18 protein-coding genes are annotated in these 24,427 nt (G+C 69.2%); 17 read left to right on the forward strand and 1 reads right to left on the reverse strand.

Annotated elements, in window-relative coordinates:
* The 15 genes from VKA86_04660 to VKA86_04730 all read left to right on the forward strand — a co-directional run.
* The coding region (locus VKA86_04660; protein ID HKK70486.1) for a GMP synthase (glutamine-hydrolyzing) at positions 1 to 682 on the forward strand (682 nt) is incomplete at its 5' end.
* Between the two features lie 74 nt (positions 683 to 756).
* On the forward strand, positions 757 to 3,654 hold the full coding sequence (locus VKA86_04665; GenBank protein HKK70487.1) for a M6 family metalloprotease domain-containing protein: 2,898 nt from the start codon (positions 757 to 759) through the stop codon (positions 3,652 to 3,654).
* 19 nt (positions 3,655 to 3,673) lie between these two features.
* Positions 3,674 to 5,899 (forward strand): lytic transglycosylase domain-containing protein, encoded by a 2,226-nt coding sequence (locus tag VKA86_04670; protein ID HKK70488.1) that lies wholly within the window; start codon positions 3,674 to 3,676, stop codon positions 5,897 to 5,899.
* A gap of 85 nt (positions 5,900 to 5,984) precedes the next feature.
* Complete coding sequence (locus tag VKA86_04675) at positions 5,985 to 6,914, forward strand: tetratricopeptide repeat protein (GenBank protein ID HKK70489.1); 930 nt, start codon at positions 5,985 to 5,987, stop codon at positions 6,912 to 6,914.
* 5 nt (positions 6,915 to 6,919) lie between these two features.
* A complete protein-coding gene (locus tag VKA86_04680; GenBank protein ID HKK70490.1) occupies positions 6,920 to 7,645 on the forward strand; it encodes a DnaJ domain-containing protein in 726 nt (241 codons plus the stop codon).
* A 103-nt stretch (positions 7,646 to 7,748) separates the two neighbouring features.
* Positions 7,749 to 7,958 (forward strand): cold shock domain-containing protein, encoded by a 210-nt coding sequence (locus VKA86_04685; protein HKK70491.1) that lies wholly within the window; start codon positions 7,749 to 7,751, stop codon positions 7,956 to 7,958.
* Between the two features lie 144 nt (positions 7,959 to 8,102).
* Entirely contained in the window at positions 8,103 to 11,162 is a 3,060-nt protein-coding gene (secA, locus tag VKA86_04690; GenBank protein HKK70492.1) for a preprotein translocase subunit SecA, read from the forward strand.
* Positions 11,163 to 11,173: 11 nt separating this feature from the next.
* Positions 11,174 to 12,535, forward strand: a complete 1,362-nt coding sequence (trmFO, locus tag VKA86_04695) for a methylenetetrahydrofolate--tRNA-(uracil(54)-C(5))-methyltransferase (FADH(2)-oxidizing) TrmFO (GenBank protein HKK70493.1) — start codon at positions 11,174 to 11,176, stop codon at positions 12,533 to 12,535.
* A 50-nt stretch (positions 12,536 to 12,585) separates the two neighbouring features.
* Positions 12,586 to 13,539 (forward strand): tyrosine recombinase XerC, encoded by a 954-nt coding sequence (locus tag VKA86_04700; protein HKK70494.1) that lies wholly within the window; start codon positions 12,586 to 12,588, stop codon positions 13,537 to 13,539.
* Complete coding sequence (hslV, locus tag VKA86_04705; protein ID HKK70495.1) at positions 13,536 to 14,105, forward strand: ATP-dependent protease subunit HslV; 570 nt, start codon at positions 13,536 to 13,538, stop codon at positions 14,103 to 14,105. The genes VKA86_04700 and hslV overlap by 4 nt, the downstream gene beginning before the upstream one ends.
* Complete coding sequence (gene hslU / locus VKA86_04710; GenBank protein HKK70496.1) at positions 14,102 to 15,484, forward strand: ATP-dependent protease ATPase subunit HslU; 1,383 nt, start codon at positions 14,102 to 14,104, stop codon at positions 15,482 to 15,484. Before hslV ends, hslU begins: the two co-directional genes overlap by 4 nt.
* A 43-nt stretch (positions 15,485 to 15,527) precedes the next feature.
* Positions 15,528 to 16,463 carry an ornithine carbamoyltransferase gene (argF, locus tag VKA86_04715; protein ID HKK70497.1) on the forward strand — a complete coding sequence of 312 codons (936 nt, stop codon included), beginning with the start codon at positions 15,528 to 15,530 and terminating at the stop codon, positions 16,461 to 16,463.
* Between the two features lies 1 nt (position 16,464).
* On the forward strand, positions 16,465 to 17,613 hold the full coding sequence (locus tag VKA86_04720; protein HKK70498.1) for an Ig-like domain-containing protein: 1,149 nt from the start codon (positions 16,465 to 16,467) through the stop codon (positions 17,611 to 17,613).
* A gap of 9 nt (positions 17,614 to 17,622) precedes the next feature.
* Complete coding sequence (dapF, locus tag VKA86_04725) at positions 17,623 to 18,414, forward strand: diaminopimelate epimerase (GenBank protein ID HKK70499.1); 792 nt, start codon at positions 17,623 to 17,625, stop codon at positions 18,412 to 18,414.
* Positions 18,411 to 21,221 (forward strand): hypothetical protein, encoded by a 2,811-nt coding sequence (locus VKA86_04730; GenBank protein HKK70500.1) that lies wholly within the window; start codon positions 18,411 to 18,413, stop codon positions 21,219 to 21,221. The genes dapF and VKA86_04730 overlap by 4 nt, the downstream gene beginning before the upstream one ends.
* A gap of 97 nt (positions 21,222 to 21,318) precedes the next feature.
* Here the strand turns inward: VKA86_04730 and rpsT are convergent, their stop codons facing one another.
* Entirely contained in the window at positions 21,319 to 21,603 is a 285-nt protein-coding gene (rpsT, locus tag VKA86_04735) for a 30S ribosomal protein S20 (protein HKK70501.1), read from the reverse strand.
* Positions 21,604 to 21,734: 131 nt separating this feature from the next.
* Between rpsT and uvrC the strand changes: the two genes are divergently transcribed.
* Together uvrC and VKA86_04745 are read left to right on the forward strand one after the other, a co-directional pair.
* Positions 21,735 to 23,666, forward strand: a complete 1,932-nt coding sequence (gene uvrC, locus VKA86_04740) for an excinuclease ABC subunit UvrC (protein ID HKK70502.1) — start codon at positions 21,735 to 21,737, stop codon at positions 23,664 to 23,666.
* A partial coding sequence (locus VKA86_04745) for a tyrosine-type recombinase/integrase (GenBank protein HKK70503.1) occupies positions 23,663 to 24,427 on the forward strand: 765 nt, incomplete at its 3' end. The genes uvrC and VKA86_04745, both read left to right, overlap by 4 nt.

The raw sequence follows: 24,427 nt of genomic DNA on the forward strand, positions 1-24,427 counted from the left end.
CGCGGGCGTGGAAGAGGCCGAACGGAAACGCCGCGTGATCGAGGAGACCTTCGTCGACGTGCTCGGAACCGCCGCCACCGAGCATGGTCCCTTCGACTTCCTCGTGCAGGGCACGCTCTACTCCGACCGGATCGAGGGCAACGGGACCGTTCGCGAGCACGGCTACACCGATCTGCCCCGCGCGATCCGGGGGTTGCCCGAGCGACTCGGGATCGAGGTCCTCGAGCCGCTGTCCGAACTCTTTCGCGAGGACGTGCGGGCGGTCGGCCGCGAACTGGGGATTCCCACCGACCTGCTGAACCGACACCCCTTCCCGCGCTCGGGCCTGGCGATCCGGGTGCTCGGTGCGGTCGATCCGGACTCACTGGAGCGGGCGCGGGCCGCCGATCACGTGTTCGTCGAGGAGCTGCGCAACGCCGATCTGTACGATCGGATCTACCAGGCCGGGTGCATCCTGCTCCCGCTCGACGTGGCCGGCCTGGTCGGCGAGGCCCGGACCTACGCGCGCCCGGTGGTGCTGCGCGCGGTCACCAGTGCCGATTCCACGTCGGCGGACTGGGCGCGGATCCCCGACGACGTCCTGGCCCGGATCAGCGACCGTATCCTGCGTGAGGTGGACGGGATCAACCGCGTCGTGTACGACATCAGCCGGAAGCCACCGGCCACGATCGAATGGGAGTAGGGGCTTTCCTCCGGGCGGCCGACGACGCAACTTGATCGACCACGAGAGCTCGTCCTCCTCCCTCGACGGACACCATGACGGCAGCGACTCCTCCGACGCGATTCCTCCCCCGGTGCAGTGGCATCGCCGCGCTGGGCCTGATGGCCGTCCTGTGCGTCGCCCCGGCCGGGGCGACCACCCTCGACCCGAGCCACCCGGTCTGGGACGGTCCGCACGCCGGGGCGTGGTCACGGGCGCTCGTGCAGTTCGGCCAGGACCACGTGGGCCGGCCGACGCCCCGGTCGCGCGTTCTCGAGCGCGGGACCGCGGTGGGGCAGCGCGTGCTCGTGATCCCGGTTCTGCCCGCCGATGCGGTGGGTCCTCCGGTCTCGCGCGAGGACCTGGAGCGCGCCTGGTTCGGTCCCGGCGAGAACAGCGTGCGCGGTTACTGGAATCACGTGAGCGGAGGCCGCTTCGCGCCCACCGGGCGGGTGCTGCCCTGGCTGCGTCTGCCCGGGTCCCTGCAGAGCGACTACCCGAACGTGATCGACGGTCGGCCCGTGCCCAACGTCACGGCCGGCCCGCGCGCCATGGCCGCCGACGCCCTCGATGCCGCCGCCGCGGTGGTGGGCGATCTCCGCGTCTTCGACGACGACGGGCCCGACGGCATCCCGGGGAGCGGTGACGACGACGGCGTGCTCGATCTCGTGGTGGTCCTGCATCCCGAGCCCGGCTGGGAGGTCGAGCCGAGCGACGCCGCGCGCGCGATCGTGTCACTCCAATCGAGGCTCGACCGTCGACCGATCGCGGGAACGGACCTGGCCGCCGACGCCTTCGTGGTGACGTCGGCGCGGGGACCGCTGGGCGTCTGGGTGCACGAGTTCGGGCACCTTCTCGGTCTGGAAGACCTGTACGACCACGCCCGGGATCGTGAGAGCGACACCGGTGGAGCCGAGGCCCGGCTCGGGGGATTGGGCCGATGGTCGCTGATGGCGAGCGGGACCTGGGGTGGGCGGGGATCGTCGCCGTCCGGACTGGACGCATGGAGCCGGATCCGCCTCGGGTGGGACGACACGAGGATCACCGAGGGTGACGCCGAGTTCGACCTCGTTCCCGTGGACGCCAGCGGCGGCAGCAGCCTCGAGGTCCGTCCGACCGGAGACTGGGGCTTCGAACGCTTCGTTCTCGAGACCCGCCGACGCCGGCCCGACGCGATCGTCGATGCCGATCTCCCCGGTTCGGGAGTTCTCGTGTACCGCGTCGACGGCCGTCAGGGCGACCTGGGACTCGGGTCCGACTATCTCGAACTCCTGCAGGCCGACGGCCGGGACGACCTGGGCAACGGCGACGACGACGGCGACGCGGACGATCCCTTCGACGGCAGTGCCGGCGCCGACCGCCTGGACGCGACGACGAATCCGGCGACGGTGTCCGGCATCCCCGACCCGGCGCGCCCGGCGCCGGTGATCGAGATCGGACCGGCCGACGCAGCGGGTGCCCATCGGGTGCAGGTGGGGATCGTCGACGGACCCTGGCTCCGACTCCGCAGCGCGGCCTTTCCACAACCGCAGGAGCAGCCTCGGACCTTCATCGGCCTGGAACGATCGACGGCGTGGCGGCTGGAGTTCGACGACGTCGGTGCGCAGCCGGTGACGAACGCCGAGATCGACCTCGAGATCCTGCCGACCGGCCGCAACGGATCGGTGGAGCCGTCCACGGGCATCACGCTGCAGAGGAACGGCGCGATGTGGTCGCCCGCGCCGACGGTGGTGGTGACCGAGGAGGACGGACTCGCGGGCGAGGGTCCTCTCGACGTGCGGATCACGCTGCGCGTCGACGACCGCCCGGCGAGGACGATCGAACTGGGCATTCCCGTGCAGCTGGGTCCGGGGCTGTCGAACGATCTGGGCCTCGAGGACTTCGTTCCCCGGGTCCTTTCCGCCGCGACCGACACCACCCGATTCGAACGGCTCGGCCTCGCCGATCTGCCGCGGACGACCAGCGCGGGGTGGGGCCTGCGCACCGACGGCGAACTCCGCTACGCCGACGACGTCGAGGTCGCGGTCGAGAGCGGCTGGACCGGCTTCGGCGAGCAACGCGAACTGGAGTTCTGGTCGCGCCAGGACGTCGAGCGCGACCTGCCCGGCATGACGTGGGATGCCGGCGTGGTCGAGGTCTTCGTGCCCGATCGCGGATGGCGCGTGGTCGAGCCGAGCGGGCGCGACGTGGTCCAGGTGTGGCGGGCGAGTTCCGCGGCCGTCCGCGCTCGAGCGGGCCTCGGTGGACAGGCGTGGATCTGGGAGCCCACCCGGATGACCCTCCCCGACGACGCGCTGCCGCTCCGGGTGCGCTTCCGCTTCGGTTCGGACAGCATCGGGACGGCCCGCGGATGGCAGATCGCGGGGGCCGGCACGCTGTCGCCGCTTCCGCGCGCCGCGCTCACGGTGCGCCCGCGCGAGGGCGGAGGGCTGGAGGTGCGCACGGACTTCGACGGCGACCTCGCGCCCATCGATCAGGTGCGCTTCCGTTACCGTCGACCGGGGGCGGAGACCTGGATCGCCGCCTCGCCGCTGTTCTCGGTGCGCTCGGACGCCACCACCGTCAATCCGATCGACGTGCCGGCCTCGGTCGACGTTTTCGAGGTCGGCCTGTTCTCCGAGATCGCGGGCGACACGCCGGGTGGGTCGACGCCGCCCCTGCTGCTCGGACGCGCCGGGTACCGTCGGAGTCCGGAGCGAGCGCTGCCACGACTGCTCACGAACCCTGCGGTGGGTCAGCTCGTGCTCGAGACGCCGGTCCGCGACGAGGACGTCGCCCTCCGCGTGATCGACGTCCGGGGGCGCGAGGTGGCGCAGCTCACGATCCCGGCGGGCACGGACCTGCTCGAGTGGAACGGGCGCTCGGCCGAGGGCGCACGCTTGGGATCGGGGGTCTACTTCCTGGTCCTGAGCGACGATCCCAGCCGGGCGATCTCCTTCGTCTGGTTGAACTGAACCCCCACGGACGGACGCCATGAGAAGGATCTCGGCGCACACCCTCGATCTCCGCACCCTCGTGCTGGTCCTCGTGCTCGCGGCGGCCACGTCCGCGAGCGCCTCGCCGTGGCGGTCCCTGATCTCGCTGCCCGACGATCCAACCGAGCTGCGCCCGCTCGACCGCTTCGTGATCGGATGGCAACTGCACGATCGTGAGGCCGTGGCGGAGAGTCTCGAGGACCCCGACTGGTCGGTGCATCTCCGGCAATGGGGTCGCGCCCGGGTCGCCCTGCGGCGGGGTGATCCCGGCGGAGCGGCGCAGGCCTACGCGGATGCCCGCGCGAGCTGGCCGGCCACCCGCGAGGAACCCGACCTCGTCCAGGCGTTGTTCGACCGGCGCCGACTCGAACTGGCCCTCGACACCGACGACGCGTCGGCCGCGCGGCGTATCCGGAGGGAACCGCTGCGCACGCACGACGACGCGGTGTGGGACGCGCTCGGCGCGTGGTTGCAGTGGCTGGAGGGCGACGTCGAAGGTGCCGCCGAGACCTTCGACCGGGCGTGGGTCCGCGCCGACGATCTCGAGCGACGGCAACCGGTGTTCCTGCGTCGCGCTCTCGTCCTGCTCGAGGCCGGGCGTGTCGACGCTGCCGGGAGTGCATGGGCCGCCAGCATCGATCGGATCCGTCGTCCCGAGCGACACCGGATCGCCCTGCGGTTGTGGGATGACACGCCGGAGCTGGCCGGTGCGATCCGCCGCGCGGAGGACCGGCGCGAGGTCCTGCGTTGGCTCGTGCGCTCGTTCCGGCGCGACGACGCCCTCGAACTGGCGCGCCTCGCGCTCGAGGCCGAGGTCGAGTCGACCGAGCGCGCCTGGCTCTACGTGTTCGTGGCCGAGCAGTACTACCGCCTGCGGCGTCACGACGATCTCGCGGTCTGGCTCGACGGTGACCGGCCGCGCCGTCTCGACGACGAGCAACGCGCCGAGCTCGATGCCTATCCGCTGGGAGTCCGACGGCGCTCCGGTCATTCGGTCGCCCTGGCCGCGGCCTTCGACGCGGTCGCGCTCCGGTATCCCGACACCGATCGGGCTGTCGAGGCCCTGTGGGAAGGTGCCTGGATGTGGGAGCTCAGCGGAGAGTTCGACACCGCGATCGACCGCTACGAGGAGTTGTACCGCCGCAGTCCCGACGGCCCGTACGGGAGTGCCGCCGTGCTGCGATCGCTCTGGTTGCGTTCGCAGCAGGACGACGACACCGCAGTGGGCGCCGTGTTCGCACGCGCTCGCCGCGATCTCGAGGACGGGCTCGACGCCGCGGCGGCGCTGCGGCTGGCGGCCGCCGCCGATCCGGATCGCGCCACGGCTCTGCGTACCGAGCTCGAACGCGAGCACCCCTTCAGCCCGCTATGGCGCGACCCCGGCCCCGCGCGTGTCGTGAACGGCGACCTCGATCCCGTCGATTCGGCGCGGTCTCTTTTCGAGATCCAGGAGCGCGCGTTCGAGAGACTGATCGGGCACCTCGGTCCGAGCGCCGGTTCCGCGCGCGGTCTCGAGGTGATCGAGCGCATCGCCGAGCTGGGACTCATGGTGGAGGCCGAGACGCGGCTGGCGTCGTGGGCCCGCGAACGGCGTGGGGACACCGCGGCCGTGGCCGCCGCGGTGCGGCTCGCATGGCGGTGGGGCCTCCCCGAGGTCCAGGGTCGGTACGGCTGGATCCTGGAGCGGCGACTGCGCGACGACGGCCCGGAACTGGCTCGTGCGGCCATCGTGGCCGCCATGCCCACACCCTACGCCGTGGACGTCCTGCGTCGGGCGGTCGACGCAGGGGTCGATCCTGCGTTGGTGTGGGGACTCGTCCGCCGCGAGAGCTTCTACGACGCCGACGTGGTGTCGATCGCCGGTGCCCACGGCCTCATGCAGCTGATCGAGTCGACCGCGCGGGAGACGGCGGAACAGATCGGCCTGCCGGCTCCGGGAACCGAGGACCTGCTGACGCCGTCGACCAATCTCCGGCTCGGGATCGCCCACCTCGACGATCTCCTGGACCGTTCCGGGGCTGACCGTGTCCGTGCCCTCGCCGCCTACAATGCCGGCGACTGGAACGGGCGCCGTTGGCAGGAGCGCCGCGCGCCCGGCTCCGACGAGACGCTCGGGATCCTCGTGATCAGCTATTCCGAGACCCGCGACTACGTCTACCACGTCATGCGGCACTGGCTGCGGTACGGTGATCTCTACGCGAGGGTCCTCGGCGGGAGCTCCTGAGACGGCTGGCCAGGACCTTGCATCGGGCTCGTTCCGTGCTCCCGAACGTTTGGTTCGTGGTGCCGGGACGACCCGAGCAAGCGGGGTGATCACCGTGTTCCTGCGCCGTCTCTTCGGACTGATTCCGTCCGATCCGTTCACCGAGGGCCTTCAACGGATGCAACGCGGGGATCTGCGCGGCGCAGCGGAGCTGTTCGAGCCCCTTCTCGACGCACCCGACGATGGCATCCGGAAGATGGCCCGCCTCTACACCTGCGAGGCCCTCCTGCAGCTCGGCGACCGCACGGTCGACGAGGACCCCGTCGCCGCCCTCGAGTGCTACGAGAGCGCATCGGGGCTGCAGCCCACCTTCGCCGACATCCATCAACGGATCGGCCGGATCCGTCTCGCGCACGACGACCCGGTTGGAGCGGTCGAGGCCTTCGACCGGGCCCTCGAGATCAATCCGCGCTTCTTCGGTGCTCGGCTCGACGCTCTCCAGGCGCGCGTCGAGATGGGTCGTGACGACTGTGAGGCGGTGCTCGAGGCCCTGGAGACCCACGCGCCGCCTCTGTTCCACGACGAGATCGCCGACGCGCGGCGCGAGCTGGAGGCGGACGATCCGGGGGCGGCCCTGGTCAGAATCCTGGCGATGCGTGACCGCAATCCCGAGCCGCGGGATCGCGCCAAGGAACGTGCGATCATCGCCCTTCAGGACGGCGCGCCGCTGCGCGCGATCGAACTCCTGGAGCGCATGCTCGACGACGGCCGGCGCTTCCCGGATCTGTTGCACCTGCTGGGGCTCGCGCACGGTGCGCTCGACCAGCACGAGAGCGCCGAACGTGCCTTTCGCGAGGCGATCGCGATCCACCCCGGCTACACGAAGGCCCGCATGAATCTCGCTCTGACCCTCATGGAGCTCGAACGGTACGCGGAAGCCGACGCACAGCTGAACGACGTGCTCCGCTGTGATCCGCACCACCCTCTGGCCCTGAGCGCTCTCGACGAGATCCGTGCCCGGGCGGGGGGGAACTGAGACAGATGGTGGTCGACCACTACGACGTCCTCGGGATCGAGCCCACGGCCAGCACCGCAGAGGTCCGCTCGGCCTATTTCCGGTTGGCGAAGCAACTCCATCCCGATCGGCAGGTCCGTAGCGACCCCGTCGCGACCGAGCGCTTCCTGGCCGTGCAGAACGCCTACGAGATCCTGGTCGATCCCGCCCGACGCGAGGAGCACGATCGGCAGCGCCAGGGTGGAGACCCGACGGGCGAACCGGCCGCAGCGGAAGGACCGGCCGTCGTCGTACCCGAAGCGAGCCCGGCACCCGTGGGTCGCCGCGGGCCGACGCTCGAGGAGGCCCGCGACGCGCGGCTGGCCTACCAGAAGGCCCTGTCGCTGCTCGAGAACGGGGATCGAAGCCGTGCCCTGCGCACGATGGCCGCCGTCGTGCGCGCCGTCCCCGACGAGCCCGACTACGAATCCATGCTGGGCCATCTCATGGCCCTCGAGGGCGAGCGCTTGCACCGGGCCCGCGACCACTGCCGGCGCGCGGTGGAGGCGGAGCCCTACAATGCGGACTTCAAGGCCCGGCTCGGTTACGTCTACCTCCAGGCGGGGCTGATCGCGACCGCGCAGGACTGCTTCGACGCCGCGCTCGAACTCGACCCGCGCCATCCCCTGGCCCTCGAACACCGCAACGGCCGCGCGAAGCCGGGCTCCGGCGGCCTCCTACGGTCGATCGGGCGGTTGTTCGGGAAGAAGTGAGACACCGCGGCCTCGTCGGCCCGGACTTCCTTGACACCTCCCGGACCCGCCGACTAGCTTGGATCTTGACGACCCCTAGACGACCCTCGTGCTGGAGGTCTCGATGCGGACGGGTGTCATCCGCTGGTTCAGTGACCACCGAGGCTACGGTTTCATCGATCTCGACGACGAGAACAGGGGCGAACCCCTCTACGTACATCACACGGCGATCCTGGGGCGCGGTTACCGCTCGTTGCGCGCCGGTCAGACCGTGCGTTTCGAGGTCCGCCGGGACGGTTCGCTCCGGCAGGCCATCGACGTCGAAGTCGTCTGAGCCGATCCGGGTCGCTGCGGCGGCCCTCCACATCTCGGATCATCACCGGTTCCGAGAGAGGTTCCCGTCCCTCGGGGGCGGGAACCTTCGTGTTCGCCCCCGCGTTCATCGCACGCCACCCGTACTCCAGCCCACCCCGGGACGATGGTTCTCACCAAGCTGATCGAGAAATTCGTCAAGAACAAGGCGAAGCGTGACTACCAGAAGCTGCTTCCGCTCGTGGACCGGGTGAAGGAACTCCGGCCCGATTTCGAGGCACTCGACGACGACGCGCTCCGCGCGAAGACCGACGAGTTCCGCGCGCGTCTCGCCGACGGCGAGACCCTCGACGACCTCCTGCCCGAGGCCTTCGCCACGGTGTGGGAGACCTGCCGTCGCCTCACCGAGCGTGGCGAGAGCTGGGCGGTGATGGGGCAGGAGACCACCTGGAACATGGTGCCCTACGACGTCCAGATCATCGGCGGCGTGGCCCTGCACCAGGGCAAGATCGCCGAGATGGCCACGGGTGAGGGCAAGACCCTGGTCGCGACCATGCCCGTGTACCTGAACGCACTCGCGGGCAAGGGCGTGCACCTGGTCACCGTGAACGACTACCTCGCCCAGCGCGACGCCGAGTGGATGGGCGGGATCTACCGCTGGCTCGGTCTCACCGTCGGTTCGATCCGCAGTCAGATGACTCCGGCGCAGCGGCGTGAGTCCTACAACTGCGACATCACCTACGGAACCAACAACGAGTTCGGCTTCGACTACCTGCGCGACAACATGGCGGTGCGTGCCGAGGACCTGGTCCAGCGCGAGTACTTCTACGCAATCGTCGACGAGGTCGACTCGGTCCTGATCGACGAGGCACGTACGCCGCTCATCATCAGTGGTCCGGTGGCCCAGACGCGCGATCGCTACGGCGAACTGAAGCCGGCGGTCGAGAAGCTCGTGCGCCTGCAGACCCGGCTCGTGAACGAGCACCTGGCCGAGGCCGAGCGCGTCCTGAGGAACGGCGACGAAATCGGCGACGAGCTCGCCGTGAAGCTGCTGCAGGTGAACCGTGGCGGTCCGAAGCTCGCCCGTCTGCTGAAGCTCAAGAAGGACCATCCCTCGATCCAGGAAGTGATCTCGCGGACCGAGGCGGCCTACATGCGCGACAAGGCGATGTGGGAAGCCGACCAGGATCTCTACTACGTGATCGAGGAGAAGCAGAACTCGGTGGATCTCACCGAGAAGGGCCGCGAACACTTCGACGCCGGCGATCCCGACTTCTTCGTGTTGCCCGACCTGTCGGTAGAACTGGGGCGCATCGAGGGCGACGAATCGCTGAGCCCCGAGGACAAGGCCAAGCAGGTCGACGAGCTGCACCGCATCTACGGCGAACGCAACGAGGGCGTCCACGCCGTCCAGACGCTGCTGAAGGCCTACACCTTGTTCACCAAGGACGACGAGTACGTGATCCAGGACGGTCAGATCATGATCGTCGACGAGTTCACGGGCCGTATCATGCACGGCCGCCGCTTCAGTGATGGTCTGCACTCGGCGCTCGAGGCGAAGGAAGGCGTGACCATCCGTGGGGAGACCCAGACCTACGCGACGATCACGTTGCAGAACTACTTCCGCATGTACGACAAGCTGGCCGGGATGACGGGAACGGCCGAGACCGAGGCCGGCGAGTTCCACGACATCTATGATCTCGACGTGATGGTCATCCCGACCAACGAGCCGATCCGCCGTGACGACCGCGACGACCTGATCTTCCGGACGAAGCGCGAGAAATACAACGCGATCACCGACGAGATCCAGCGATTGAACGAGAAGGGCCTGCCGGTGCTCGTGGGCACCACCACGGTCGAGGTGAGCGAGACCCTCAGCCGCATGCTGCGCCGCAAGAGCATCAAGCACAACGTGCTGAACGCCAAGCAGCACGACCGCGAGGCCGAGATCGTGGCCGAAGCGGGCCGCCGGGGTGGCGTGACCATCGCCACGAACATGGCCGGTCGCGGGACCGACATCAAACTCGGCCCGGGCGTGCTCGAAGCGGGCGACGACGAAGACGTGGCCGGACTGCACATCATCGGCTCGGAACGCCACGAGAGCCGGCGCATTGATCGCCAGCTGCGAGGTCGCGCCGGACGCCAGGGCGACCCGGGGGCGTCGACCTTCTTCCTGAGTCTCGAGGACGACCTGATGCGCCTGTTCGCGGGCGTCGACAAGATCTCCGGGCTCATGGATCGCATGAACGTGGAGGAAGGCGAGGTCATCACCCACTCGATGGTGACCAAGGCCATCGAGCGCGCGCAGAAGCGTGTCGAGGGCCAGAACTTCTCGATCCGCAAGCGTCTGCTCGACTACGACGACGTCATGAACAAGCAGCGCGAGGTGGTCTACACCCTCCGGCGTGACGCCCTGCTCGATCCCGACGTCACCCCGATCCTCACCGAGATGATCGAGGAGACGGTCGACGACATTCTCGAGCAGTGCGTCGATCCGAATCTGCCGTCGGAGGAGTGGGACTGGGAGCTCCTGTCCCTCGAGTACACCTCGACCTTCCTCGTTCCGCTGCCGGTGGCCGACGAGGAACGCGAGAGCATCGGCCAGGACGTCCTGCGTGATCATCTGCTCGAGACCGCGATCGAGGCCCGCAGTGCCAAGCGGGAGCGGCTGGGGGCGGACCTGACCGAGCAGCTCGAACGTTACGTCGTGCTACGGACCATCGACGAGCTCTGGAAGGACCACCTGCACGAACTCGACATGCTCCGCAGCGGTATCGGACTGCGTGCCTACGGCCAGAAGGATCCCCTGCTCGAGTACAAGTCCGAGAGCTTCCAGCTCTTCGGAGACATGATGACCCGCGCGCGCAAGGAAACCGTGACCCGGTTCTTCCGCCTCGAGGTGGCGATGAAGCCCTCGCCCGACGCCGTGCTCCGCGGGGGCGCGGCGCGCAAGCCCGACGCCGGGGCGCCGACGGCGGCCGAAGATGCGTCGAGGGCGAAGGCCCAGGCGGGATCGGCTCTGGGCACCGCCGCCGGTGCTCCGCAACTGGAGGGCGTGTTCGACCAGGCGCGTACGAGCAAGGACTCGGTGTCGGCCATGGGGCAGGGAGCGACCGAACAACAGAAGGGCCAGACCGTGGTCCGTGAGGGCGAGAAGATCGGACGCAACGACCCCTGTCCGTGCGGCAGCGGTAAGAAGTACAAGCGCTGCCACGGCGCGAACTGAGCACCGAGCGCATGAACGAGCCGCGCATCACGATCGTCGGCGGAGGACTCGCCGGCACCGAGGCCGCGTTGCAGCTCGCGGATCGGGGCTTCGACGTCGACCTGTACGAGATGCGCCCGGTTCGTCGGACCGAGGCCCATCGCAGCGAGCGCCTGGCCGAGCTGGTCTGCAGCAACACCTTCAAGAGCGAGCGTACCGACACCCCCTCGGGCACTCTCAAGGTCGAACTCGAGCTGCTCGGCGCACGCCTCCTGCCGTTGGCGCGCCGGGCGAGGGTGCCCGGCGGTCACGCCCTCGCACTCGACCGTGAGATTTTCGGCGATCTCGTGACGCACGAGATCGAGGCCCACGATCGGATCCGCCTGATCCGCGAGGAGGTCTCGGAGCCCCCGGTCGACGGCCCGACGCTGATCGCCACGGGCCCGCTCACCGCGCCCGGCCTGCAGGAGTGGATCCACACCGAGATGGGCGACGAGGGGCTCTACTTCTACGACGCAATCGCACCGTCGGTCCTGCTCGACTCCGTCGACACGTCGATCGCCTTCCGGGCCTCGCGCTACGAGAAGGGCGATGCCGACTACCTGAACTGTCCGCTCGACCGCGACGAGTACGAGGCTTTCGTCGATGCGCTGCTCGCCGCCGAGCGCGTTCCGATGAAGGACTTCGAGAAGGCCGCCTATTTCCAGGGCTGCATGCCGATCGAGGTCATCGCCGAGCGCGGGCGCGAGAGTCTACGTTTCGGACCCATGCGTCCGGTGGGTCTGAAGGACCCGCGTACGGGACGGCGTCCGTGGGCCGTGGTGCAGCTGCGGCAGGAGACCCGCGACGGCACGCTGTACGGGCTCGTCGGATTCCAGACGCAGCTCCGCTACGGCGGTCAGAAGGACGTCTTCCGCCGGATTCCCGGCCTGCAGAACGCCGAGTTCGCCCGTCTGGGGAGTCTGCACCGCAACACCTTCCTGGATTCGCCGCGACACCTGGAGTCCGATTTGTCGTGGCGCAAGCACCCGGGCGTCTGGTTCGCCGGTCAGATGACGGGTTGCGAGGGTTACGTCGAGAGCCTGGCCGTCGGGCTGATCGCGGCGCGATCGATCGAGGACCGCGTCCGCGGCCGGGACTTCACCCCGCCTCCGTCGACGACGATCCTGGGCGCCCTTCTGGCCTATCTGCGCGACACCTCGATCGAGCGATTGACCCCGATGAACGTGAACTTCGGGCTCGTTCCACCGCTCGACGAGCGCGTGCGCGACAAGCGGTTGCGCAAGGAGGCCTACGCGCGCCGTGCGGCCGAACAGATGGAGGCCTGGGTACGCGGTCGCGACGAGAGCCCGGGGCGGATCACGGCGGATCTGCCGGGAGCCGTCCGCCCCTGATCGATCCCGGGGATTGCAAGGCCCCGCGCGGCGGCTACACTCCGCGCGCCATGAGCGATCGACCCGAAGAGCGATACCTGGAGCGATTGCGAGCCGTCGACGGTGCGTCGGAGCGCACGGTGGAGGCGTACCGGACCGACTTCGCGGCAGTGCGCCGCTGGGCGGAGGACGCGGGCCGTGCCCTCGACTGGCGAGTGCTCGACGCCGACGACCTGCGTGCCTTCCTCGCGGCCGAACGTCGGCGTGGCATCGGCGCGCGGACGCTGGCGCGGCGTATGGCCGCGCTGCGGGGGTTCTTCCGTTTCCTCGTGCGCGAGGGTCGGCGCGACGGCGATCCGACCGTGGCGCTCCGCCTGGGTTCGGGGCGCCGACGTCTTCCGCGGACCGTGAGCGAGGAACTCGTCGCCCGCATCGTCGAGTCCCCGGATCTCTCGACCCGCCGGGGCCGGCGCGATCGAGCGGTCCTGGAGGTGCTCTACGGCTCCGGGTTGCGCCTGGCCGAACTCGTGGGACTGCGGCTCGGCGACGTCGACTGGACGGCCGGCTCACTTCGCGTCACGGGGAAGGGCTCGAAGGAACGACTCGTTCCCGTCACGGACACGGCGAAGGACGCCCTCGGGTCCTATCTTGCCGGCCGGCTCGACGCGACCACCTGGGGGGCGGTCCGGACCGGGCGCATCGACGCGCGCACGGCGGCGGCTCCGGTGTTCGCAGGGCGCGGCGGCGCGGCGATCGCGCGTCGTACCGTCCAGAGAGTGGTCGAGCGGGCCGTCCGCGAGACGGCCGGGCCGCGTCTGTCGACGCACGACCTGCGTCACGCCTTCGCCACGCACCTGCTCGACCGTGGGGCGGAACTGCGGGGCGTGCAGGAACTGCTGGGCCACGCGGACCTGTCGACCACGCAGATCTACACGCACGTGACCAGTGCACGCCTGCGCAACGCCTTCGAGGCGGCGCACCCCCGCGCCCGGACGGCGCGCGCGGCCGAGGAGGACGAAGGATGAACCAGCAACGCAGACGCATACGATCGACGACGATCCTCGGGGTGCGGGTACGGGGCCAGGTCTGCCTCGGCGGTGACGGCCAGGTGACCTTCGGCGACGTCGCCGTGAAGAGTGGCGCGCGCAAGGTCCGCCCGATGTCCGACGGCAGGGTCCTGGCGGGATTCGCGGGTTCGGCCGCCGACGCATTCAGTCTGTTCGAGAAGTTCGAGGGGCAGCTCGAGTCCCACGGGGGTCAGCTCGCGCGCGCCGCGGTGGCCCTGGCCACCGAGTGGCGCCGCGACAGGGTGCTGCGCCGCCTCGAGGCCATGCTGGTGGTGATGGACGCCGAACGCGCCTTCCTGCTCAGTGGCAACGGAGACGTGATCGAGCCCGACGAGGGGATCCTGGCCATCGGCAGTGGGGGCAACTACGCCCTGTCGGCGGCTCGCGCGCTGGCCCGTCACAGCGATCTCGACGCCGAGTCCGTATGCCGCCGCGCCCTGGAGATCGCCGCCGAACTCTGCATCTACACCAACGACCGGATCGAGGTCCTGCGCCTGGGTTCGAGAGACGGAGGCGCGTCATGAACCTTCCAGTGCACCAGGAGACCGAACACGGTCCCCCGACCGAGGAGCTCACGCCGCGACGGATCGTCCGCGAACTCGATCGCTACATCGTGGGCCAGGACAAGGCCAAGAGGGCGGTGGCGGTCGCGCTGCGCAACCGCTGGCGCCGCCTGGCGGTCGACTCGGGCATGCGCGACGAGATCACGCCGAACAACATCATCCTCATCGGCGCGACCGGGATCGGGAAGACCGAGATCGCCCGGCGCCTGGCGCGGCTGGCCGCCGCGCCCTTCGTGAAGGTGGAGGCCACGCGTTTCACCGAGCGGGGCTACGTGGGCGGCGACGTCGAGTCGATGATCCGGCAACTCGTCGATGCCGCCTTCAAACTCGTCCGTGAGGAACGGGCGCGCGAGGTGGAGGATTCGGCCGCGCGGGGCGTCGAGGACCGGATCCTCGATCAGCTCCTTCCGCCCCTGGCCAGCGTCGGCGACGAGACCCGCGAGCGCTGGGAGCGCAGCCGCGAATCGCTACGGGCACAGTTGCGCAAGGGCGAACTCGACCATCGGCAGATCACGATCCAGGTCAGCGACACCCCGCGCATGCCCTTCAACGTGGTCGGCATGGGCGGCGACATGGGGCAGGACCTCGGCGACGCGCTCAAGGGGCTCTTCCCCGGCAAGAAGAAGGAGAAACAGGTCACGGTCGAGGACGCGCGGCAGATGCTGCGCGACGAGGAGATCGACAAGCGCATCGACGAGGACTCGGTCGGCCGCGAAGCCGTCGAGCGTACCGAGCGCGCGGGGATCGTCTTCCTCGACGAGATCGACAAGATCACCGGCAGCAGCGAGTCCCGTGGTCAGGTCGACGTGAGCCGCGAGGGCGTGCAGCGCGAGTTGCTTCCGCTGGTCGAGGGCGGCACCGTGCAGACCAAGTACGGCAGCGTTCGCACCGATCACGTGCTCTTCATCGCCGCGGGGGCCTTCCACGTGAGCAAGCCGAGCGATCTGATCCCGGAGCTGCAGGGCCGCTTCCCCATTCGCGTGGAACTCGAGAGTCTGCGCCAGACCGACCTCGAGCGGATCCTGCGCGAGCCCGAGAACTCGCTGCCGAAGCAGTACGGAGCGCTGCTGGACACCGAGGGTTGCGAACTCGAGTTCACCGACGACGGCCTGGCGGAGATCGCGCGTGTGGCCCACGAGGTGAACGAACGCCAGGAGAACATCGGTGCGCGTCGACTGCACACGATCATGAGCACTTTGCTCGAAACCATGCTGTTCGAACTACCGCCCGAGGGTGACGGCCCGCCGCCGCCCACGCACGTGGTGGTCGACCGTGACTTCGTGAACCAGCGGTTGAAGGACGTCGTCGCCGACGAGGACCTGAGCCGCTACATCCTCTGACCCCCGAATCGTCGCGCCCCGTGCGCACAGGAGAGACCAGCCCATGGCCAAGAACGCCGGCAAGCTCAGCTCGAAGGATCTGGTGACGATCCTCGACTTCACGCGCGAGGACATCGAGCAGGTGTTCGGGACCACGCGCGAGCAGAAGCCCCTGGCCCGCGAACACCGCCTCGAGCACACGCACACGAACCGCACGCTGGCCTGTATCTTCCACAAGCCGAGCCTGCGGACGCGCGTCAGTTTCGAGGTGGCCATGCAGCAGCTCGGCGGCAACTCGCTCTACGTGACCAACGCCGAGATCGGTCTGGGCGAACGCGAGTCGATCGCCGACGTCGGGCGCGTGATGAGCCGCTTCGTCGACGGGATCATGATCCGCACCTTCGACCACGGCCACGTCGAGGAGCTGGCCCGCGAGTCGACCGTACCGGTGGTGAACGGCCTCACCGACCTCACGCATCCCTGCCAGATCCTCGCCGACGTGTTCACGGTGATCGAGAACTTCGGGAACATCGAGGGACGCAAGGTGGTGTACGTGGGCGACGGGAACAACATCGCCCATTCGTGGATCAACGCGGCCGCCTTGCTCGATTTCCCCCTGGTGATCTGCACGCCGCGCGACTACGCCCCCGATCCGAAGGTGGTGGACAAGGCGAAGTCCATGGGCACGCTCGATCTGACCGTGTCGCACGACCCGAAGGACGCGGTGAAGGGAGCCGATGTGGTCTACACCGACGTGTGGGCGAGCATGGGGCAGGAGGCCGAGGCCCAGGAGCGTGCCAGGGCCTTCGCGGACTACCAGCTCAACGACCAGCTCCTCGCGCACGCCGGCGACGACGCGATCGTGCTGCACTGTCTCCCGGCACACCGGGGCATGGAGATCACCGACGAGGTCATGGACGGTCCGCGCAGCCGCGTCTACGACGAGGCAGAGAACCGTCTCCACGTCCAGCGCGCGATCCTCAGCCTGCTGATGCCCTGACGTGGGCGTACGACGCGCGGTCCTGCTGGTGGCGATGGGGGTGGCGATCACCCTCGCCGCCTGCGCCGAGGTCGGTCGTCCTCCGGGTGGACCGGTCGATCGCACGCCACCGTCCCTGGTGTCGGTCGATCCGGGATCGCTGGCGACCGACGTCGACCTCGAACAGCCGCTGCGCTTCGAGTTCAGCGAGAAGATCGACCGGCGCTCGGCCGCGCGCGCCCTCACGACCGTTCCGCGGCTGGTCCTGGAGCGTCCCGACTTCGACGACCTCACCGTCGTCTTCGAGCCCACCGAGACCTGGCCGCCCGACACGGTGGTGGTGTGGACGCTCACCACCAGCCTGCGCGACGGCCACGGCGTGGCGCTCGAGGAGGAGATCCGGGGGGCCTTCACCAGCGCCGAGTCGTTCCCCCCGGGCAGGATCACCGGCGACGCGAGCCTGAAGCCCGATCCGACGCTTCCCGACACCGCCAAGGCCCCCGAGGTCGACTGGACGCAGCTGCGGGCCGAGCTGGACCTGCCGCCGCCGGAGGGCTCGCGGGTGACCACTCGATGGCGCACCGCCGACGGGGACGAAACGGGGCGCTTCACCCTCCGATGGCTCGACGTGCCGTCGGGGCCCTACCAGCTGACCGCCTACCTCGACCGCAACGGCAACGCGCGGCGTGACGAGCGCGAGCCCGTGGCCGAGGTGGACAGCTTGTTCCTGGGTCCGGCGGACAGTACATTGACCCTCGATGAGTCGGATCTCGTGCTGATCGACCGGGAAGGCCCGGTCCCCGTGCGGTTCCGGTTGGTCTCGGTGGAGGTCGACACCGTCGACGTGGTGTTCTGGGCCCGCGGGGAGGTCGCCGATCGCTCGGTGTCCTCGGCGGCCGACACCCTGGGACGGGCGGAGGTCGAAGTTCCACCGGGCCGCGTGTCGTGGGGGGCGTGGGTGGATCTGGTGGCCGACGGTCGCTTCGGTCCCGACTCTCTCGGGTCGAGCGAACCCTTCCTGGCCCCGGACACGCTCGAAGTGGCTCCGGCCACGGTGGAGTCCCTCGACGTCCGCTGGCCCGACAGCACCCTGAGCTTCGACGCGATCGACACCCTGAGGAATCCCCCGGTGCCCTTCGACCTGCAGATCGTTCCCCCCGCGCCCGAGTAGCGCAACGGCATGACCCGGCCGACGGAACTGGTGGTCGCCAAGATGCACGGCGCGGCCAACGACTTCTGCGTCGTGGCCGCGGCGCCGCCCGCATCGCCGGACGACGCGACGCTGGTCCGTGCCCTCGCCGATCGCAGGCGGGGAATCGGTGGCGACGGGGTCCTGTTCGTCCAGCCCGAGGGGACCGACGCCGTCCGCATGCATTTCTACAACCGCGACGGCGGACGGGCCGGCCTGTGCCTGAACGGCAGTCGATGCGTCGCCCTGTACTCCGTCCTGGAGGGTTGGACGGCCGATGCGCTGAGTATCCGCACCGAACACCAGGCCGTCGGGGCCACGGTCGTCGAACGGGTCGACCGTCGCGCGGTGGTCCGGCTGGACGTCGACGCGCCGCGCGCGGCGCCGGAGTGGATCGCCATCCCCGGCGGTGGACGCGGCGCGCGGGTCCACACCGGCGATCCGCACCTGGTGGTCGAGGTCGACCTCCCCACGATCGAGGGGGACTTCGAGGCGGCGGCGCGCACGCTGCGCCACTGGGAGGGACTCGGACCGGAGGGAGCGAACGTGCACTTCGTCCATCGCGGCGCCGACACGTGGACCATCCGGAGTTTCGAACGTGGGGTGGAGGCCGAGACCCTGGCCTGCGGCAGCGGGTGCATCAGCGCCGCGGCCGCGCTCGCCGAGAGTCCGGTCGATCTCCGGACGCGGGGAGGTGCGGTGCTCCGCGTGGATCCGTGCGATGACCGCTGGGCCCTGACCGGCCCCGCCGAGCGCGTGTTCGTCACGGAGTGGCGTCCGTGAAGCGGCTCGTGTGCATCCTGGCCGCCCTGACGAGCCTGATCGCCGCCGATGCCTCGGCCCAGCTGCTGTTCGGCAAGAACAAGGTGGTGTACGAGGATCGTGAGTGGCTGGTGTACGAGGAAGACCGCCTCTCGGTGTACTTCTACCCCGAAGAGGAGGAGCTCGCGCGGTTCACGCTGGGCGTCGCGCGCGAGACCTACGCCGAGTTCTCCGCGTGGTTCGACTACGAGTTCGAGGAACAGGTTCCGTTGATCCTCTACGGAACCCATCACGACCTCAAGCAGACCCACGTCATCCCGAACTTCATCAGCGAGGGAACGGCCGGCTTCACGGAGTTCGCGAAGGGACGCGTGGCGCTGCGGGCCACCGGGAATCGCGCCGAGCTCCGACACCTGATCCGGCACGAGATGGTCCACGCCTTCATGTTGGCCAAGCTGGCCCGCGTGATGACCGATCGTGGGATCTTCGACTACGAAGGGCCGCCCCTGTGGTTCGTCGAGGGTCTGGCCGAAAGCCTGGCGAACGAGGAGCCCGATGATCGCGCGCACATGATCATGCGCGACGCCGTGCTGAACGACCGACTGGTCCCGATCCCGGAGATGTGGAGGATCTGGGGCTCCTTCCAGATGTACAAACAGGGCGAGTCGATCCTCGACTTCCTCCGTGCACAGTACGGTGACCGCGCTCCGGCCCTGTTGCTGGAACAGTGGTGGCGCGGACGCCACTTCGTGGAGGTGCTCGAGAAGGAGCTCGGCCTCGGTCTCGAGGAGCTCGACCAGCAGTGGCGCACGTACGTGAAGCGCCGGTACTTCCCCGAGATGATGCGCCGGCGGCAGATCGGCGAGCAGGCCACGGTCGTCGCTCGCGACGGCACCTTCGACACCATGCCCGCGGTGGTGGACGCCTCGGGTGAGCTCGAGCTCGTGTGTCTCAGTGCCCGCGAGGGGACGATCAGCCTGTTCCACGTCCGGGCGGGCCGGAACGGACACGCGGACTTCGAGCAGTTGGTCGAGGGAGGACGCGAGGCGGACTTCGAGTCGCTGCCCCTGCTGCGCTCGCGCCTGGACACCCATGGCGGCCGGTGGGTCGCCTTCGTTGCGAAGAGCGGGGCCAGCGACGCCGTGTACGTGTACGACCTGCGGGAACGCGACGTCGTCGAACAGTTCACGGTGGACGGCGCGACCGAGGTCTCGAGCCCGGCCTTCTCCCCCGATGGCACGCGGATCGTCGTGAGTGGGCTGGACGAGGACGGGTGGAGCGATCTGTACGTCGTGGATCGGGAGACGGGAGCGCAATGGAGGGTCACCGACGACCTGTACCACGACACGCACGCCGACTGGCATCCCGACGGAGATCGCCTGGTGTTCGCGTCGGATCGGCACCGCCCGGGAGACGGTCGCCACGGTCTCTACGAGATCGAGGCCTTCGGCCGCAGTCCCGTGCAGCCGTTGGTGCTCTCCTCGGGCGAGGACACGTCACCCGTGTGGTCGCCCGATGGCACCTTCCTGGCCTTCGTGAGCGATCGCGACGGGGCCCGCAACGCCTACCGCTACGATCCGGTCGAGGCGACCGTGGTTCCCCTCACGAACGTCACCGGTGGTGTCTTCGGTCCCGACGTCGTTCCCGCCACCGGTGATTCCACACGTGCCTCGCTGGTGATGACGGTCTATCAGGAGGGTCGTTTCCGGCTGTACACCGTGGACGCCGAGCCTGTCCCCGGTTCACGTCCGACCCCCGCGGTGCAGGATCTGCCCCGGACCACGGCCACAGGGGCGGGGATTCCCGAACTCGACACCGTTCCCGTTCCGTCGGAGTACGAGATCGACCTCGGGTTGGACATCGTCCAGTCCGTGGTCGCTCTCGATCCCGACCTGCCCTACGGATCGGGTGCCAACTTCGGGTTCACCGACATGCTGGGCAACCACCGCGTGAGTGCCTACGTGGGCACCGCCACCGACGAGTTCAACCTCGAGGACCTGAATCTCGGCTTCACCTACACCGATCTCGGCCAGCGCTGGAACCGGCGCTTCGGCGTGTTCCGCGTGGCCGTGCGCCAGCGGCTCCAGTCGTTCGTGCGGGTGAACAACTCGGAGGTTCGCACCGGGGGCTTCGTGGGGTTGACCTATCCCTTCTCGAAGTTCCAGCGCCTCGAGCTGACGGCAGTGGGGCGGCACCTCGATCGGGCCGAGAACGAAGTCTTCGAACAGTCCGACAACCAGACCTGGCTGGCGAGTGGCTTCGTGAGCCTGGTCCACGACAACACCCTCTGGACCTGGAACGGACCCATCCGGGGCATGCGCGCGAACGTGACCTTCGGCGAGACCTACGATCTCTTCGATCGTGGCTTCGACCGGCGCACGCTGCAGCTCGACGTGCGGCGCTACGACGACCTCGGTCGCCGCATCGTGCTCGCCAGCCGTGCGCAGTGGAGGGGCAACTGGGGTGGGGATCAGCAGTTCTTCTACCTGGGTGGACCGGAGACGATCCGTGGCTACCGTCGCAACGACCTCGCGGGCGATCGGACCACACTCTTCAGCCAGGAGCTGCGGTTCCCGTTGATCGAGCGCATCGCACTGCGCTTCCCGATCGGGCCCTTCGAGCTGCCGCCGATCCGCGGCGTGCTGTTCAACGACATCGCACGGGTCGACGGTGACTTCAACGACACCGGCTGGATCGGAGCCTTCGGCTACAGCGCTTCGATGACGTTGTATCCGCCGATCGTGTTCCGGGTGGACTTCGTCCGCCGGCACGACTTCGAAGCGGTGTCGGGCCTCGACACGGACTTCTACCTGGGCCTGCAGTACTAGGCCGATCCCCGGGGCTACGACGGAACGCCGGATCGCAGGATCCGGCGTTCGTGGGACGGTCGCGGTCTCGCCGCGGGCCGAGGCTGGCAGAGTGGGCTCAGCCCTCGCTGCCCTCGCTGCGCGCGTTGGCCTGGCGCGTCAGCCGGCTCTTGAGCCGGGCGGCCTTGTTACGGTGGATCAGACCCTTGCCGGCCATGCGGTCGAGCAGGCTCTCCACGGCGACGAGCTCCCTGGTCTGGGCCTCGTCGAGCACCGATGCGGTGGCGAGGGTGGTGCGGAGGTCGCGCACACTGCGGCGCATGCGGGTGCGGCGGGCGGCGTTGCGCTTCCGGCGGATCTCGTTGGTCTTCACGCGCTTCTTGGCGCTCTTGTGGTGCGGCACGTTCGGTTCCTCGCTCGGGGAACTCCGCCGGCGCTCACTGGCGGCCACGTCACGGAGACGCGCGCCCGATCGCGGGCACGCGAGCCCGGAAGGTAGATCCACTCCCCGGGCTTGTCAAGCGGGCCCGCTTGGTGTTCGTTCTCGACACCGCCCGCGCCCCCGACCGCCCCGAGCCGCCCATGGACGACCGGCAGACACCTTCCGAGGATTTCCACGGCCACGTTCCCGAGCCGGTGCGCGAGAAGCTGCGCTCCCTGCCGGCTGCCCCGGGCGTCTACCTGATGAAGGACGACCGGGGCAAGGTGATCTACGTGGGGAAGGCCTCGCGCCTGGCGCACCGGGTGCGCAACTACTTCGGCCCGATCACCATGCTCGACCCCAAGACCCGCACCCTGGTCACGCGGATCGCGGATTTCGACTGGATCGTGGTGCCGAGCGAGCAGGACGCGCTGCTGCTCGAGGACCAGCTGATCAAGGAATACAAGCCGCGATACAACATTCGCCTGAAGGACGACAAGCGGTACCCCTATCTCTGCCTGACCACCGGCGAGCCGTACCCGCGGATCTTCGTGACCCGGCGGGCGGAGGACGACGGCAACGAGTACTACGGACCCTACACCAACGCGCGGGCCATGCGGCTGACGCTGAAGACCCTGACGGGGATCCTTCCCGTACGAACGTGCAACCTGGACCTTCCCGAGGAGACGGTGCCCCGTCCCTGCCTCGACTACCACATCGAGCGATGCTGTGCGCCGTGCGTCGACTACGTGACGAAGGACGAGTACTCCGACCTGGTCGAAGAGGTCCGGCTGTTCCTGCAGGGCCGGAGCGATCACCTGAAGACGGTTCTCCATGAGCGCATGGAACGGGCTTCGCTCGAGTTGCGCTTCGAGGAGGCGGCACAGATCCGCGACCGGATCGACGCCATCGACCAGGTGGCCGAGAAGCAACGCGTGGTCATGAGTCCGGCCACGCGCGTCGATGCCCTGGCCCTGGAACGGGAGGGTAGGCAGGCCTGCGGCGTGGTGCTCCGCGTCCGCGACGGCAAGATCACCCGGTCGGAGGACTACGTCTTCGGCAGCCGGCTCGACGACTCCGACGACGAGTTCTTCCAGCGTTTCGCGGCCGAGACCCTCACGCGCAGCACGGAGCTCGGAACCGAGGTCCTCCTGGATCGGGTGCTCGCCGACACCGAGCAGTGGGAAGAGCTCCTCCGGGAGCGCCATGGACATCGCGTCCGGCTTTCCGTCCCCCGACGGGGTGACCGGGCCGAGCTGGTCCGCATGGCCCGCACCAACGCCCGCCTGAAGCTGCGGGAGCGCATGGCGCGGACCGATCCGTCTCGGGTGCGGGATCGGCGCGACGAGGTGCCCGAGGTCCTCGACCTGAAGGAACGTCTGGAGCTTCCGGTGGCACCGCACACGATCGAGTGTTTCGACATGAGCCACTTCCAGGGAGGCCAACGTGTCGGGGCCCTCGTGTTCTTCTCCGCGGGCAGTCCGCTCAAGAGCCGTTACCGGCGGTTCCGGATCAAGCAGACCGAACAGATCGACGACTTCGCCATGATGCAGGAGTGCCTCGAGCGCTATTACAGCCGTCTTCAGGACGAGGACAAGCTGCCGGCCGATCTGGTCGTGGTCGACGGGGGGGCGGGTCAACTCGGCGTGGCCGTGAAGACGCTGCGGCGGTACGGCTTCGTCGAGACCGCGGTGATCGGGCTGGCCAAGCGCGAAGAGGAGATCTACCTGCCGGGGTCGGCCGACCCGGTCCGACTCCCGCGCAGTAGTGCCGCTCTGAAGCTCCTGCAGCGCATCCGCGACGAGGCCCACCGCTTCGCGATCACCTACCACCGGCGTCTGCGCGACAAGGAGACCCTGAGCAGCGTGCTCGACGAGATCCCCGGCATCGGAGCGGTCAAGCGACGCAACCTGCTCGCCCACTTCGGATCGGCCGAGGCGGTGGGTGCGGCGCCCATCGACGAGCTCGTGCGGGTGCCGGGCATCGGTCCCCGTGACGCCGAACGCATCGTCGGATTCTTCCTGACCCGAGGAGGGGTCGCGTGAGCCGCCCGGTCCCGCATGCCCTGGCGGCAGCACGCGACGGGTTCCTGACCGGATTGCAGATCGAACGCAACTCCCCTGAGAACACGATCGAGGCCTACGCTCGCGATCTCGCGCGATACGTCGACCACCTGACCCGGAGCGGTGTGGATTCGCTGGCGGCGGTGCGTCCGCGGCACGTGACCGACTTCCTCGAATCCCTGCACCAGGCGGGGCTCGCAGCGCGGAGCCGGGCCCGCACGCTGTCCGCGGTGCGCGGGCTGCACAGGTGGGCCTGCGAGGCCGGGCTCTGCGGCGACGATCCCTCGCGCGAGGTGTCCGGGCCTCGTCTGCCGCGGGGTCTGCCCCGCGCGTTGCGCCCCGTCGAGATCGATCGGTTGCTCGGTGCGATCGACGCCGCCCACCCCCTCGCCCCGCGGGACCGGGCCCTCCTGGAACTCATGTACTCCTGCGGCCTGCGCGCGAGCGAGGTGTGCGCGTTGGGGGTGGAGTCCCTCGACGCCGGTGAGGCCCTGCTGCGCGTCGTGGGCAAGGGCGACAAGGAGCGCCAGGTTCCGGTGGGTCTGCCGGCGCTCTCGGCCGTGGTGGACTATCGTGACGGCCTGCGGCCGCGGCTGGTGGCCGGGCGGGTCGAGGGGGCGTTGTTCGTGAACGCCCGGGGTGGACGGCTCTCGCGCATGGGTCTGTGGAAGATCCTGCGTCGGTGGGCCACGCCCGCCGGTCTGGCCGACCGCGTCACACCGCACGTCCTGCGGCACTGCTTC

Source organism: Candidatus Krumholzibacteriia bacterium, assembly GCA_035268685.1.
Lineage (GTDB): Bacteria > Krumholzibacteriota > Krumholzibacteriia > JAJRXK01 > JAJRXK01 > JAJRXK01.

Bases quoted from the DNA above. Each gene is read 5' to 3' on its own strand.
- argF (HKK70497.1), top strand. From the start codon at position 15,528: ATGGCCAAGAACGCCGGCAAGCTCAGCTCGAAGGATCTGGTGACGATC.
- hslU (HKK70496.1), top strand. From the start codon at position 14,102: ATGAACCTTCCAGTGCACCAGGAGACCGAACACGGTCCCCCGACCGAG.
- VKA86_04670 (HKK70488.1), top strand. From the start codon at position 3,674: ATGAGAAGGATCTCGGCGCACACCCTCGATCTCCGCACCCTCGTGCTG.
- hslV (HKK70495.1), top strand. From the start codon at position 13,536: ATGAACCAGCAACGCAGACGCATACGATCGACGACGATCCTCGGGGTG.
- trmFO (HKK70493.1), top strand. From the start codon at position 11,174: ATGAACGAGCCGCGCATCACGATCGTCGGCGGAGGACTCGCCGGCACC.
- secA (HKK70492.1), top strand. From the start codon at position 8,103: ATGGTTCTCACCAAGCTGATCGAGAAATTCGTCAAGAACAAGGCGAAG.
- VKA86_04700 (HKK70494.1), top strand. From the start codon at position 12,586: ATGAGCGATCGACCCGAAGAGCGATACCTGGAGCGATTGCGAGCCGTC.
- VKA86_04665 (HKK70487.1), top strand. From the start codon at position 757: ATGACGGCAGCGACTCCTCCGACGCGATTCCTCCCCCGGTGCAGTGGC.
- dapF (HKK70499.1), top strand. From the start codon at position 17,623: ATGACCCGGCCGACGGAACTGGTGGTCGCCAAGATGCACGGCGCGGCC.
- VKA86_04680 (HKK70490.1), top strand. From the start codon at position 6,920: ATGGTGGTCGACCACTACGACGTCCTCGGGATCGAGCCCACGGCCAGC.
- VKA86_04685 (HKK70491.1), top strand. From the start codon at position 7,749: ATGCGGACGGGTGTCATCCGCTGGTTCAGTGACCACCGAGGCTACGGT.